This is a genomic window from Saccharothrix sp. NBAS 001, from assembly GCF_056640475.1.
The window spans coordinates 1,053,562-1,067,097 of record NZ_CM153251.1; the positions used below are offsets into that span (position 1 = coordinate 1,053,562).

Sequence of the window (13,536 nt, forward strand, 5' to 3'; positions counted from 1 at the left end):
CCGCCGTCCGTGTGAATCGCTTGGCAACTTCCCGCATCGCCCTGCTCATCGCGCTATCCCTGTCCTCGGGGAGGGCTTCGAGCCAGGGGGGAGCAGGTGGACATGGCGGTGGAGATCGCCCTGCTGGGCGAGGTGACCGCACACGTGGACGGGCGGCCGGTGGAACTCGGACCCGCGCGGCAGCGGTGCGTGCTGGCGGCGCTCGCGGTCGACGCCGGCCGACTCGTGCCGGCGGACCGGCTGGTCGGACGGGTCTGGGGAGCGGACACGCCTCGACGGGGACGTGCCGCGCTGCACAGCCACATCTCACGGCTGCGCTCGGCGTTCGGCGGCTCGGTGGACATCGAGCACCGCTCCGGCGGCTACACGCTGACGGTGGGTCAGGCGGACCAGTCGGTGGACGTGATGCGGTTCCGCAGGCTGCGCGACCGCGTCCACGGTGCCGACGACACGCGCCAGGTGGCGTTGCTGACGGCGGCGTTGGAGTTGTGGCGCGGGGAGCCGTTGACCGGTCTGGGCGGCGAGTGGGTGGAGAGCGAGCGCGACAGGTGGCAGCAGGAGCGGTCGGCCGCCGAGCACGACCTGGTCGACGCCCGGCTGCGCACCGGCCAAGGCGAGGAACTGGTGGCACAGCTCGCCACCCGGACGGCCCGGCACCCGCTGGACGAGCGGGTCGCCTGCCAGTACATGGTCGCGCTGTACCGCAGCGGCCGCCAGGCCGACGCCCTGGACCACTACCGGCGACTGCGCGCCCGGCTGGCCGACGAAATGGGCACCGACCCCGGCCCGACCCTGCGACGACTCCACCAGCGGATCCTCACCGCCGACCCCGGCCTGGCCGGACCGAAGGCGGGCCCGGCTCGTGCCCGGGTGGTGCCCCGCCAGCTGCCGGGCGTGCCCCCGCTGTTCACCGGTCGCGTCACCGAACTGGCCGAACTGGACCGCACCCTGACCACCACCCCGGACGGCGGGCTCGGTCCGGACCCGCCGGACACCCCGACCGCGACGCCGGGGGCGGCGGGGGCGACGGTGGTGATCTCGGCGATCGGCGGTGCCGGCGGGATCGGCAAGACCTGGCTCGCGTTGACCTGGGCGCACCGGTGGGCGGACCGGTTCCCCGACGGGCAGCTGTTCGTCGACCTGCACGGGTTCAGCTCGGCGGGCGACCCGGTGGACCCGGCGGTGGCGGTGCGCGGGTTCCTCGACGCCCTGGGCGTCGACCCCGACCGGGTCCCGAACGACCTCGACGCGCAGGCGGCGCTGTACCGGAGCCTGGTCGCCGGGCGCCGGATGCTGGTGGTGCTGGACAACGCCGCCACCGCCGAGCAGGTCGCGCCGCTGCTGCCCGGCTCCTCGACCTGCACCGTGCTGGTCACCGGCCGCCACCGGCTGGCCTCGCTGATCGACCGGCACGGGGCCCGCCACCTGCCCCTGGACGTCCTCACCGGTGACGAGGCCCGCGCGCTGCTGACCGCCCGCCTGGGCGCCGACCGCGTCACCGCCGAACCCGACGCCGTGGACGAACTGATCAGGCTGTGCGGGGGCCACCCGCTGGCGTTGTCGATCACCGCCCGCACCGCCGACACCCGGCCCGCCGTCCCGCTGACCGAGGTCGCCGCCGAGCTGCGCGAACTCGGCCTGGAGATGTTGGACCACGACACCGACCCGGCCGTCAGCCTGCCCACCGTGCTGTCCTGGTCGCTGCGCCGGCTCACCGACCAGCAGCGCACCCTGTTCGCCCTGCTCGGGATCGCCCCCGGCCCCGACACCACGACGCCCGCCACCGCCGCCCTCGGCGGGCTGTCCCCGACTGCGGCGCGCCGGGCGCTGCGCGCGCTGGACGACGCCTCGCTGCTGGAGCGGCGGCCGGCCGGCCGCTTCGCGATGCACGACCTGGTGCGCGCCTACGCCGCCACCACCGCCCGCACCCTGCCCGGACACGTGCGGGAGGTGGCCCTGGCGCGGGTGACGGACTTCCACCTGCACACCGCCCACGCCGCCGACCACCTCCTGAACCCCCACCGGCCGCTCGCGCCTCCCGACCCGCCCGCGCCCGGCGTGCACCCGCACCCGCTGCCCGACACCGAGACCGCGCTGACCTGGCTCACCGCCGAGCACGCCACCCTGCTGGCCACCCAGCGCACCGCCGCCGCGCTGGGCCGCCACCGCGTCGTCTGGCACCTCGCCTGGGCGCTGAACACCTTCCACCTCCTGCGGGGGCACCGCCGCGACGGGCTGGCCACGTGGCAGGCCGCGTTGGCCGCCTCGGAACACCTGCCCGACCCCGCTGCCCGCAGTCGCGCCCATCGCCTGCTCGGCCTCGCCGGCTCCCGGCTCGGCCGGCACGAGGAGGCCACCGCGCACCTGGACCAGGCCCTCGCCCTGTCCCGACGACACCACGACCCCGTCGAGCAGGCCCACACCCGCGACGCGCTCGCGATCGCCTGGGAACGGCGGGGCGACGACCGGCGGGCGCTGGAGCACGCCCGTGACGCGCTGGACCTCTTCCACGCGCTCGACCAGCCGGTGTGGGAGGCCAAGGCGCTCAACTCGGTGGGCTGGTACGCCGCGCGGCTGGGCGAGTTCGCCACCGCCCGCGAGCACTGCCGCGCCGCGCTCACCCTGTTCCGCCACCACCACTACCCCGACGGCGAGGCGGACACCCTGGACAGCCTCGGCTACATCGCCCACCACACCGGCGACCACCACCAGGCCATCGACCACTACGACCAGGCCCTCGCCCTGTTCCACACCCTCGGCTGCTACGCCTACGTGGTCGCGGCCACCCTCAACAGCGTGGGCCACCCCCACGTCGCCCTCGGTCAGCTCGACCAGGCCCGTGCCGTGTGGCGGGAGGCGCTTCGGCTGTACCGGGAGCAAGGCCACGACGAAAACGCCGCCCGCGTCCAACGGCAGCTCGACGACCTCGACGCCACCCGGCGTGCCGATAGCGACGACCAGGGATAGACCAGCACCACCGGACCGCGCCCTCGGCGGTGAACCGGTCGAGGGCGCGGTGCGGGTAGAGGCGCTACAGCGCCGGTGGGTCCGGCGGATGCGGGTGGGTGGACAGGCAGGCGGGGACGTCGATCACGGGCGGTAGATCGCCAGGGCGGCGGGTCGGGCCCGGAACTCGAACGTGGTGCCGGTCGGGCCGACCTCGCCGTCGGTCGCGATCGCCACGCCGCGCCCGCCGTGCACCTTCACGTCCAGCCGGCGGGTCTCCAGGTGCTGGTACGTGCGGCTGCGGTTGAGCGACCCGAGGATCGCGCCGATGAAGAACCTGGCCCGCGAGAACCGGGTGTCCGCGCGGATGTACCGCACGTCCATCAAGCCCCGGTCCAGGGCCGGGCGCATGGTGGGGGCGAAGCCCTTCGGGCGGTACGGGCCGTTGCCGACGAACAGCATCCACACCAGGTGCGGCTCGCCGTTCAACTCCACCTTCAGCGGCTGCGACGTGCGCAGCACCTTCGCCAGCGCGATCCCCGCCGCCGGCCACTTGCCCCACCTGTCCTGCAGCTTCTCGCGCAGGCGGACCATGTCGGGGTAGCCGCCCAGCGACGCCGTGTTCACGAACCAGCGCGGGCCCTCGCCGTCGACGGTCACCGCCGACAGGTCCACCAGCACCCCGTCGCCGGCCGCCACGGCCTGGGCCGCGTCGTCCAGGCTGGTCAAGCCCACGTCGCGGGCGAAGTGGTTCAGCGTCCCGGCCGGGACCAGGACCATCGGCAGGCGGTTGGCCGCCGCGACCGCCGCGACGGCGGCCACCGATCCGTCGCCGCCCGCCACGCCCAGGGCCTTGGGGCGGTGGTCGGCCACCACCGTGTCCAGGTCCTCGATCGACACGATCTTCGCCTTGGGCCACTCCCGGGCGATGTCCTCGGTCGGGTCGCCGCCCACGCCCGAGTTGGGGTTGACCACGACCGCCAGGCCCTCGCCGTCCTCCAGCGCGTCCAGCGCGGCGTGCTCCCGGGCGGACGCCGGCTCGTCGCGGCCCAGCGGCCACCACCGCCTGGTCAGCAGGCCCGCGCCGACGCCGATCAGCGCCCCGGCGGCCACGTCGGACGGCCAGTGCACGCCGGTGTGCACCCGCGAGTAAGCCACCGCCGCCGCGACCGGCGCGACGACCGCGGCCAGCGCGGGCGACTCCATCGCGACCGCCGTGGTGAACGCGGCGGCCGAGGCGGCGTGCCCGGACGGGAACGACGACGACGTGGGCCGCTTGGTCAGCCGGCGGGGCGCGTCCAGCAGCTCCGCCGCTGGTCGGCGGCGTGGGAACAGGCGTTTCGCGACCAGGCTGGCGCTGGCGCTGGCCCCCGCGATCGCGGCGACGCCGCGCAGGCCGGCGCGTCGTGGCCGCCCCTTGCGCAGCGCCAGCACGCCCGCCACGCCCAACCACAGCACGCTGTGGTTCGCGGCCTTCGACAGGCTCTTCATGCCCTGGTCAACGGGCGTCGCGGGCAGCAGCCCGCAGCGCCTCATCAGGGCCTGGTCCAGGCGGTTCACTCGTCGGAGCACACAAGAACGTTATCCGCGAAATCCGCGTGCCGCCCGATTGGATCACTGAGGAAAGCGCCGAATGCGCCTACTGTTGAGGGATGCAGCGGCGGATCTTCGGCATTGAGACTGAGTTCGGGGTGACCTGCACCTTCCACGGGCAGCGCAGGCTGTCCCCGGATGAGGTCGCGCGTTATCTGTTCCGCCGGGTCGTCTCGTGGGGCCGTTCGTCGAACGTGTTCCTGCGCAACGGCTCTCGGCTCTACCTGGACGTCGGTTCGCACCCCGAGTACGCGACCGCGGAGTGCGACGACCTCGCCCAGCTCGTCACGCACGACAAGGCCGGCGAACGGATCCTCGAAGACCTGCTCGTCGACGCCGAGCGCAGGCTCGCCGACGAGGGCATCGGGGGCGACATCTTCCTGTTCAAGAACAACACCGACTCCGCGGGCAACTCCTACGGCTGTCACGAGAACTACCTGGTCGCGCGGGCCGGGGAGTTCTCCCGGATCGCGGACGTGCTGCTGCCGTTCCTGGTGACCAGGCAGCTGATCTGCGGCGCGGGCAAGGTGCTCCAGACCCCGCGCGGCGCGGTGTACTGCCTGTCCCAGCGGGCCGAGCACATCTGGGAGGGCGTGTCGAGTGCCACCACCCGCTCGCGCCCGATCATCAACACCCGTGACGAACCGCACGCCGACGCCGAGCGGTACCGCAGGCTGCACGTGATCGTCGGCGACTCGAACATGTCCGAGGTGACCACGCTGCTCAAGGTGGGCAGCGCGAACCTGGTGCTGGAGATGATCGAGCAGGGCGTCCAGTTCCGGGACTTCAGCCTGGACAACCCGATCCGCGCGATCCGCGAGATCAGCCACGACCTGACCGGGCGGCGCACGGTGCGCCTCGCGGGCGGCAAGGAGGCCTCGGCGCTGGACATCCAGCGCGAGTACTTCGAGCGGGCCGTGGAGCACGTGGCCAAGCGGGCGCCGGACCCGATGGCCGAGCGGGTGCTGGAGCTGTGGGGCCGCACGCTGGACGCGGTCGAGGCCGAGGACCTGTCCAAGATCGACCGCGAGATCGACTGGGCCATCAAGTACCGGCTGATGCAGCGGTACCAGGCCAAGCACGACATGGACCTGTCGAACCCCCGGATCGCCCAGCTCGACCTCGCCTACCACGACATCCGGCGCGGCCGGGGCATCTTCGACCTGCTCCAGCGCAAGGGGCAGGTGGACCGGGTGACCGACGACGGCGAGATCGAGGCCGCCAAGGACACCCCGCCGCAGACCACCCGGGCCAAGCTGCGCGGCGACTTCATCGCCGCCGCGCAGGCCGCCGGCCGGGACTTCACCGTCGACTGGGTCCACCTCAAGCTGAACGACCAGGCGCAGCGCACCGTGCTGTGCAAGGACCCGTTCCGCGCGGTGGACGAGCGGGTGGAGCGGCTGATCTCCTCCCTCTAGCCCTAGCGGACCGGGAAGGCTCTTCGTGAGGCTCACACCTCATGAAGAGCCTTCTCCTCGTCGCGGCCACGGCGGCATCCCTGCTGGTGGCCCCCTCCGCAGCGCAGGCGCACGACGCCTCGTGGGAGCTGCGGCCCACCGGCACCGACGCGCGGTTGCGCGGCCTGTCGGCGGTCAGCGCCAAGGTCGCGTGGGTCAGCGGCAGCAAGGGCACCGTGCTGCGGACCGGCGACGGCGGCCGGTCGTGGACGTCGGTGCCGCCGCCGGACACGGCGGCCCTGGACTTCCGCGACATCGAGGCGTTCGACGCGCGCACGGCCGTGGCCCTGTCCATCGGGCCGGGCGAGAGTTCGCGCATCCACCGGACCTCGGACGGCGGCCGGACGTGGGTCGAGGCGTTCCGCAACACCGACCCGAACGCGTTCTACGACTGCGTGGCGTTCTTCGACCGGTGGCGCGGGCTGGCCATGAGCGACCCGGTGAACGGGAAGTTCCGGGTGCTGGCCACCCGGGACGGCGGCCGGTCGTGGCGGCAGGTGCCCGAGGAGAACTTCCCGCCCGCGCTGGCGGGTGAGTTCGCGTTCGCGGCCGGCGGCCAGTGCCTGACCACGGCCGGGACGCGGGACGCGTGGATCGCCACCGGCGGTGGCGCGAAGGCCCGGGTGCTGCACTCGTCGGACGGCGGGTGGCATTGGCAGGCGTCCGACACGCCGTTGCTGAGTTCCGCTTCGGCGGGCGTGTTCTCGGTGGCCTTCCGGTCGCCGCGCCAGGGCGTGGCGATCGGCGGCGACTTCGCCGACCCGGCCGGCGTGGTGGCGAACCTGGCGCTGAGCCGCGACGGCGGCCGGACCTGGGAGGGCAACTCCCGGTCGCCGGCGGGGTACCGGTCGGGCGCGGCCTGGCACGGCTCGACGGTGCTCGCGGTCGGACCCACCGGCAGCGACGCGAGCCGGGACGGCGGGCGGACGTGGCGGGCGTTCGACACCGGCAGCTTCGACACGGTGGACTGCCCGAACACCTGCTGGGCGGCCGGTGAGAAGGGTCGGGTCGGGGTCCTGAGCAGGGGATAGGCGTCGGCGGCGGCCTCCAGGGGGCGCCGCGCGCCCTATTGACAAAACAGATTTGTACGTTCAAGCTCATTTTCGCGATGAGAGACGTCCTGTACCTGGAGCAGATCGAGCAGGCCGAGGCACTGCTCAAGCCGCAGCGCATCGAGGTGCTGCGGCGGTTGGCCGAGCCGCACTCGTGCACCGAGGTCGCGGGGGAGCTGAACCAGACCCCGCAGCGGGTCTACTACCACGTGAAACGCCTGGTCGAAGCCGGTCTGGTGAGCCTGGTCTCGGAACGCCGGGTGCGCGGCATCACCGAGGGCGTCTACCAGGCGACGGCCCGCGCGTACTGGCTCTCGCCGGGCCTGGTCGGCCGGCTCGGGCTGCGCCGCGCGCAGGACGACCTCAGCCTGGGGTACCTGCTCGACCTCGTGGAGCAGGTCCAGTCGGACATCGCCGCGCTCGACCGCGACCGGCCGGAGCTGCCGTCGCTGGGCGTCTCCGGCGACATCCGGGTGCGGCCCGAGCTGCGCCGGGAGTTCTTCGACGAGTTGCGCACGACCCTGCAGGACCTGTTCAGCCGCTACGGCGGGGCCGAGGGCGACGCCTTCCGGCTGGCCGTGGCGTGCTACCCGACCCAGACGGAGGAAGAGGACCATGAGTGAGACCGTGACCATCGGTGTCCGGGTGACCGCGCCGGTCTCCCGCGTGCACCGGGCGCTGACGTCGGCGGACGAACTCGGCGCCTGGCTGGCCGAGCACGTCGTCGTGGACCTGCCGCACCGCTACGAGTTCTGGGGTCGCCACACCCCCGACGGCGGCGCGCCGCACCAGAAGCTCCAGCACGTGGACGACACGACGATCCGCTTCTCCTGGCACGTCGGCGGCGTGGACACCTCGGTCGGGATCACCCTGACCGCCGACGGCGACGACACCGTCGTGCAGCTGACCCAGAGCCACTTCCCGGGGTGGGAGGCGGCGGTGGCCGAGCAGGGCGTGCTCGGCTACCTGTTCACCTACTGGAGCCTGGCCATGGCCAACCTGGTCGAGCACGTCGAGGGCCGCGCGCTCACGCCCCGCTGCGACTTCACCACCACCGAGATGCGCGCGTCGGTGGACATCGACGGCGGCAAGGAGGCGGTCTACCGGGCGCTGGTCGACTCCGACGAGTACTCCCGCTGGTTCGGCGCGAGGCTCGACATCGAGCCGTGGGTGGGCGGCCGGATCGCCATGGGCGGGTTCGACGCCAACCCGGAGCCGGGCAAGGTCCTGGACCTGGTCGAGAACGAGCGGATGGCCATCGACTGGGGCGGCGGCATCGCGACCACCTGGGAGCTGGCCGAGTCGGCGGGCCGGACCCGGCTGACGTTCGTGCAGAGCGGGTTCGTCGAGGGCCGCCCGCCCTACGGCGCGTGGACGGGCTGGCTGTCCGGCGTGGCCGAGCTGCGCCGGTACGTCGAGCAGGGGCCGGCGTGGACGACGATGTGGCTGCGGCCCGAGGTGCCCGGCGTGCCGGAGGGGATGCTCACGGGCGACTGAGCCGGATCAGCCGGCGTTCGACGGCGGTCGTCACGGCCGCCGTCCGGGTCTCCACGCCGAGCTTGTCGAAGATCCGCACCAGGTGCGTCTTCACCGTGGCCTCGCTGATGAACAGCGCTTTCGCGATCTCCCGGTTCGACAGGCCGCGCGCCAGGTGGTCCAGGATCTCGATCTCGCGGCGGCTCAGCGCGGGCGCGGGGTCGCGGACGGTGCGCAGCAGCCGGCGGGCGATGTCGGGGGACAGCACGGTCTGGCCGCGCGCCGCCCGCCGGACCGCGTCGGCCAGCTCGTCCGGCGGCGAGTCCTTGAGCAGGTAGCCGGTCGCGCCCGCCTCGACCGCCCGCACCACGTCGGCGTCCGAGTCGTAGGTGGTCAGCACCACGACCTCGGGCGGGTCGGGCAGCGCGCGGACCCGCCGGGTCGCCTCCACGCCGTCGATGCCAGCGCCGAGCTGGAGGTCCATCAGCACCACGTCCGGCCTGAGCGCGGCGGCGTGCCGGACCGCGTCCTCGCCGGTCGCGGCCTCCGCCACCACCTCGAAGTCGCGTTGCAGCAGACCGGTCAGCCCGAACCGGACCACCGGGTGGTCGTCCACCACCAGCACGCGCAGGGGGCCGGTCACGTCGGGACCGTGACGGCGAGGGCCGTCCCCTCGCCGGGCGCGCTCTCCACGGACAGCGTGCCGCCGAGTTCGGCGACCCGGCTCCGGATCGACGGCAGGCCGAAACCCCGGCCCTCGGCCGGTGCCACGGCCTGCGGGTCGAAGCCCCGGCCGTCGTCGCACACGTCGAGCGTCACCGCGTCGCCCAGGTAGGAGAGGGTCACCACGACAGTGTGCGCCCCGGCGTGCTCCCGGACGTTGGCCAACGCGCCCTGCGCGACCCGCAGCAGCGCCACCTCGGTCTGCACGGTCAACGGGTACGGCTCGCCGTGCACCTCCACCCGGTCGCACAGGCCGCGCAGCGCGTCCTCCAGCGAACGCCCCTGCAACGGCGACAGGTCGCGCACGAACCGGCGTGCCTCGGCGAGGTTCTCCTTGGCCACGTCGGCGGCGCGCCGGGTGTCGCCGAGTTCGAGCAGCAGCGCGATGCTGGACAGGCCCTGGGCCAGGGTGTCGTGGATCTCGCGGGCCAGCCGCTGCCGCTCGGCGAGCACGCCCGCCTCGTGGATCAGCCGCCGCCGGTCGAAGAAGACCGCGCCGGTGATCACCGCGACCCCGACCGGACCCAGCACCAGGCTGGGCTCCACCGCGTCGGCCAGCCTGACCTGGGCGAGCACCACGGCCAACGTGAGCACGCCCGCGATCGGCACCGCGAGGCGCGGCCGGAGCTGGCGCAGGCACTGGAAGAACAGCGGGATCGCGCACCACCCGAAGCTGGGCGCGAGCCACACCAGCACCAGCCACACCACCAGCACCGCCGGCAACGCCCGGGTCCACCGCACGCCCGCCGGGTAGGCCGCGCCGAGGCAGACCGCCGCGCCCAGCACGAGGGGGTCGACGCCGTGGTACGCGAGGTACCGCGCCGCCGACGCCGCCAACAGCACGTAGAAGCCCGCGTGCATCGCCCGGTGCAGCCACACGGCGCTCACCGTAGGCCGGCCGCGGCGTCCCGGGGTCAACCGATGGGTTGAACCTCGGTTCAGCCCATTCCACCAGGTCACGGGGGTGGTTCGGCGGCGAGTCTGGGTTCGCCGACGTTCGAGGGAGAACATGCGATGAACAAGACCGTGGTGGGTGCGCTGGTGGCGCTGGCGGTGGTGGGTGCCGGTGGCTACGCGGTGGCCGGGCAGCCGCAGGAGCGCGGGCGCGGCGGTGTGCAGGTGCGCAGCGAGAAGGTGCTGACCGTGGACGCCGCGGTGCGCGCGGCCCAGGTGGCGCTGGACGCGGCGGAGAAGGAGGGGCAGCGGGTGACCGTCGCGGTCGTGGACCGCGGTGGGGACCTGGTGGTCCTGCTGCACGGCGACGGCGCGGGCCCGCAGACCGAGGAGTCGGCGAAGCGGAAGGCGTTCACGGCGGCCTCGTTCAACGCGCCGACGTCCGTGCTGGCCGGCCGGGTGACCGGGGCCGGGGCGACGCTGCGCGACATCCCCGGCACGCTGTTCCTGGCCGGCGGCGTGCCGGTGGCCTCCGACGGCGCCCCGGTGGCCGGGATCGGCGTCGGCGGTGCGCCCAGCGGCGACCTGGACGAGAAGTACGCCAAGGCCGGCCTGTCCGCGATCGGCGGCTGACCGGCCGCGCCCGGTCCACCGGCGGGTGGACCGGGCGCCCGCCGGATCGCGCGCAAGCGACCGAATGGACCATCCGGTCGGATTCGGGTGGGGATGGGCGTCGTCGGGCGGTCGCGCGGGGTTAGGGTTCTCCGGTGGCCATCGCACGTGCCGAACGGCTCGTCAACCTGGTGCTGTGCCTGCTCTCCACCCGCCAGTACCTGACCGCCGAGCGCATCCGCGCCATCGTCCCCGGCTATTCGGACGCCGTGACCGACGAGGCGTTCTTCCGCATGTTCGAACGCGACAAGACAGAGCTGCGCGACCTCGGCGTGCCGCTGGAGATAGGCCGCAACCTGGGCGTGGACGGCCCGGACGGCTACCGCATCGCCCGGCGCGACTACGAACTCGGCGACATCGACCTGGAGCCCGACGAGGCGGCGGCGGTCGCGCTGGCCGCCCGGCTGTGGGACTCGCCGCAGTTCACCGGTGCCGCGCACGGCGCGCTGATCAAGCTGCGCGCGGCGGGCGTCGACGTCGACCAGGACGTGCACGTGGCGGTCGAGCCGAAGGTGCGCACCAGCGAACCCGCGTTCCCGCCGCTGCTCGCGGCCGTGCAGCAGGGCCGGGTGGTCGAGTTCGACTACCGCCGGCCGGTGCCGATCGAGGTGCGGCGGCGCACCGTCGAGCCGTGGGGCGTGGTCGCCTGGCGCGGCCGGTGGTACCTCGTGGGGCACGACCGGGACCGGCGCGCGCCGCGCTGCTTCCGGCTGTCGCGGATCGTCGGCGAGGTCGCCGCGATCGGCAAGGCCGGCACCGTGGAACGGCCGGAGGCGGTCGACCTGCTCAGCTTCGTGGCCCGCAGCGAGCCGGTCACCCAGAACGTGGCCACGGCCAAGCTGTGGGTCGCCCGGGGCCGGGCGCAGGGCGTGCGGCGGCGGGCCCGGCACGTGGGCGAGCGGGAACTCGACGGCGAGCCCGGCGACCTGCTGGAGATCGACCTGAGGTTCCCCGACTCGGCGGCGAACTGGATCGCCGGGTTCGGGCCGGACGTGCTCGTGCTGGAGCCCGAGGTGCTGGCCAAGACGGTGCGGGAGAAGCTGGTCGGCGCCCTGCGCGGGGCGGGGGTGCGGGCGTGACCGCCTCGAACTCCTCCGCCGACCGGCTGCCCCGGCTGCTCGCGCTGGTGCCGTACCTGATCGCCCGGCCGGGCATCCCGATCGACGAGGTGGCCGCCGACTTCGAGGTCACGCCGCGCCAGCTGCGCAAGGACCTCGAACTGCTGTGGATGTGCGGCCTGCCCGGCTACGGGCCCGGTGACCTGATCGACCTGTCCTTCGAGGGCGACACGGTCACCGTCACCTTCGACGCGGGCATGAGCCGCCCGTTGCGGCTGACCGCCGCCGAGGCCACCGCGCTGCTGGTGGCGCTGCGCGCGCTGGCCGAGACGCCGGGCGTCGCGGACAAGGCGGCGGTGCGCCGCGCGGTGGCCAAGATCGAGGCCGCCGTGGGCCAGGCGCAGCCCGCCGGGGTCGCGGTCGGCCTGGCCATGCGCGAGGCCCCGGAGACGGCGCTGGTGCGCGACGCGGTGTCGGAAGGCGTGCTGCGCGGGCGTGCGCTGCGGTTGAGCTACTACACGCCCTCGCGCGACGAGGTGACCGACCGGGTGGTCGACCCGATGCGGCTGCTGCTGGTGGAAGGCCGAAGCTACCTCGAAGCGTGGTGCCGGCTCGCCGACGGCGTCCGGCTGTTCCGGTTGGACCGGATAGACGCCGTGCAGGCGCTGGACGAGGCAGCCAGCCCGCCGCCGCACGCCGAGCCCACCGACACCTCGGAGGGGCTGTTCCGCCCCGACCCGTCCCAGCGCACCGCAGTGCTGGTGCTGGAACCGGATGCGCGCTGGGTGGCCGAGTACTACCCGGTGGACGGCCTGACCGAACTCGACGAGGGCCGCGCGCGGGTGCTGTTCCGCTACGCCGACACCCCGTGGATGGTGCGGCTGCTGCTCGGCCTGGGTGGCGAGGTGCACGTGGAACAGCCGGCCGAACTGGTGGCGGCGGTCGCCCGGCAGGCGGAGGCGGCGTTGCGCCGGGCGGATCACCTCCCGGCAACCTAGGCCCGATACGGTGGTGTCGTGCCGTACTTGCCGAGCCTGGTGTTGTTGCTGGTCGGGATGGTGTTTCTGATCGTCGTCCTGGTCAAAGTCCTCGGAGCCTTGCGCCGCTTCCGCGCCGCAAGCACTCTGGTAGGCGACAGGGTCGGCGACGGCGTCGGATTGCTGCGGGCGCGCTTCGCCGCGCTCGGGGTGGCCTTCGCCGAACGGCGTCCGGACCGGGCCCGACAGGGCGAACCCCGCGTACCATCGACGGACCGGGGGATGAAGGAGGACTACCGTGGGTAACCTCGGAGCTACTGAGCTGATCATCATCGCTGTGGTGATCATCTTGCTGTTCGGGGCGAAGAAGCTGCCCGACATGGCGCGTTCGCTGGGCAAGTCGGCCAAGATCCTCAAGGCCGAGACCAAGGGCCTGCGCGACGAGGACGACCCGTCGCAGGCGCCGCAGCAGCACAACACCGCCGTGCAGCAGCCCGCTCCCCAGCAGCTCCCGCCGGCGCAGCCGCAGCAGGTCGTGCAGCCGCCCGTCGCGCAGCCCGTGCAGCCGCCCGTGGCGCAGCCGGTCCAGCCCCAGGTGGCGCAGCCGATCGAGCAGTCCGCGCAGAACCTCCAGAACAAGCAGAACTAGACCAGAAGGACGGTCCGCGCCGTGGGGGCAAGTAGTCCC

Annotated in this window: 13 protein-coding genes; 10 read left to right on the forward strand and 3 right to left on the reverse strand. The window is 73.7% G+C overall.

The window, feature by feature from the left end; all coding sequences use genetic code 11:
- Positions 1-102 precede the first annotated feature (102 nt).
- The gene (locus AC0HI0_RS04755) at positions 103-2,967 is read left to right on the forward strand and encodes an AfsR/SARP family transcriptional regulator (RefSeq protein ID WP_480931011.1); all 2,865 of its coding nucleotides are present in this window, start codon (positions 103-105) and stop codon (positions 2,965-2,967) included.
- Between the two features lie 123 nt (positions 2,968-3,090).
- Here AC0HI0_RS04755 and AC0HI0_RS04760 read toward each other — a convergent pair whose 3' ends face one another.
- Complete coding sequence (locus tag AC0HI0_RS04760) at positions 3,091-4,518, reverse strand: phosphatase PAP2 family protein (RefSeq protein WP_480931012.1); 1,428 nt, start codon at positions 4,516-4,518, stop codon at positions 3,091-3,093.
- A gap of 80 nt (positions 4,519-4,598) precedes the next feature.
- Here AC0HI0_RS04760 and pafA point away from each other — a divergent pair, with 80 nt between their 5' ends.
- From pafA to AC0HI0_RS04780, 4 genes are all read left to right on the forward strand, one after another.
- Complete coding sequence (pafA, locus tag AC0HI0_RS04765; protein WP_360729061.1) at positions 4,599-5,957, forward strand: Pup--protein ligase; 1,359 nt, start codon at positions 4,599-4,601, stop codon at positions 5,955-5,957.
- A 41-nt stretch (positions 5,958-5,998) separates the two neighbouring features.
- Positions 5,999-7,027, forward strand: coding sequence for a WD40/YVTN/BNR-like repeat-containing protein (locus tag AC0HI0_RS04770; RefSeq protein WP_480931013.1), 1,029 nt, complete (start codon positions 5,999-6,001; stop codon positions 7,025-7,027).
- Positions 7,028-7,104: 77 nt separating this feature from the next.
- Positions 7,105-7,671, forward strand: coding sequence for an ArsR/SmtB family transcription factor (locus AC0HI0_RS04775; protein ID WP_480931014.1), 567 nt, complete (start codon positions 7,105-7,107; stop codon positions 7,669-7,671).
- Positions 7,664-8,545, forward strand: a complete 882-nt coding sequence (locus tag AC0HI0_RS04780; RefSeq protein ID WP_480931015.1) for an SRPBCC domain-containing protein — start codon at positions 7,664-7,666, stop codon at positions 8,543-8,545. The genes AC0HI0_RS04775 and AC0HI0_RS04780 overlap by 8 nt, the downstream gene beginning before the upstream one ends.
- On the opposite strand, the gene AC0HI0_RS04785 is transcribed toward AC0HI0_RS04780, so the two are convergent.
- Both AC0HI0_RS04785 and AC0HI0_RS04790 read right to left on the reverse strand, forming a co-directional pair.
- Positions 8,532-9,167, reverse strand: coding sequence for a response regulator (locus AC0HI0_RS04785; protein ID WP_480931016.1), 636 nt, complete (start codon positions 9,165-9,167; stop codon positions 8,532-8,534). The two genes, AC0HI0_RS04780 and AC0HI0_RS04785, sit on opposite strands and share 14 nt — an antisense overlap.
- Complete coding sequence (locus AC0HI0_RS04790; RefSeq protein WP_480931017.1) at positions 9,164-10,126, reverse strand: sensor histidine kinase; 963 nt, start codon at positions 10,124-10,126, stop codon at positions 9,164-9,166. Before AC0HI0_RS04790 ends, AC0HI0_RS04785 begins: the two co-directional genes overlap by 4 nt.
- A gap of 135 nt (positions 10,127-10,261) precedes the next feature.
- Between AC0HI0_RS04790 and AC0HI0_RS04795 the strand changes: the two genes are divergently transcribed.
- The 5 genes from AC0HI0_RS04795 (at position 10,262) to tatA (ending at position 13,497) form a co-directional block, all read left to right on the forward strand.
- On the forward strand, positions 10,262-10,774 hold the full coding sequence (locus tag AC0HI0_RS04795; protein ID WP_480931018.1) for a GlcG/HbpS family heme-binding protein: 513 nt from the start codon (positions 10,262-10,264) through the stop codon (positions 10,772-10,774).
- Between the two features lie 134 nt (positions 10,775-10,908).
- Positions 10,909-11,892, forward strand: a complete 984-nt coding sequence (locus AC0HI0_RS04800; protein WP_480931019.1) for a helix-turn-helix transcriptional regulator — start codon at positions 10,909-10,911, stop codon at positions 11,890-11,892.
- Positions 11,889-12,869 carry a helix-turn-helix transcriptional regulator gene (locus tag AC0HI0_RS04805; protein ID WP_480931020.1) on the forward strand — a complete coding sequence of 327 codons (981 nt, stop codon included), beginning with the start codon at positions 11,889-11,891 and terminating at the stop codon, positions 12,867-12,869. The genes AC0HI0_RS04800 and AC0HI0_RS04805 overlap by 4 nt, the downstream gene beginning before the upstream one ends.
- An 18-nt stretch (positions 12,870-12,887) precedes the next feature.
- A complete protein-coding gene (locus AC0HI0_RS04810; protein ID WP_480931021.1) occupies positions 12,888-13,154 on the forward strand; it encodes a bacteriophage holin in 267 nt (88 codons plus the stop codon).
- 34 nt (positions 13,155-13,188) lie between these two features.
- The gene (gene tatA, locus AC0HI0_RS04815; protein ID WP_480931022.1) at positions 13,189-13,497 is read left to right on the forward strand and encodes a Sec-independent protein translocase subunit TatA; all 309 of its coding nucleotides are present in this window, start codon (positions 13,189-13,191) and stop codon (positions 13,495-13,497) included.
- Positions 13,498-13,536: the final 39 nt, after the last annotated feature.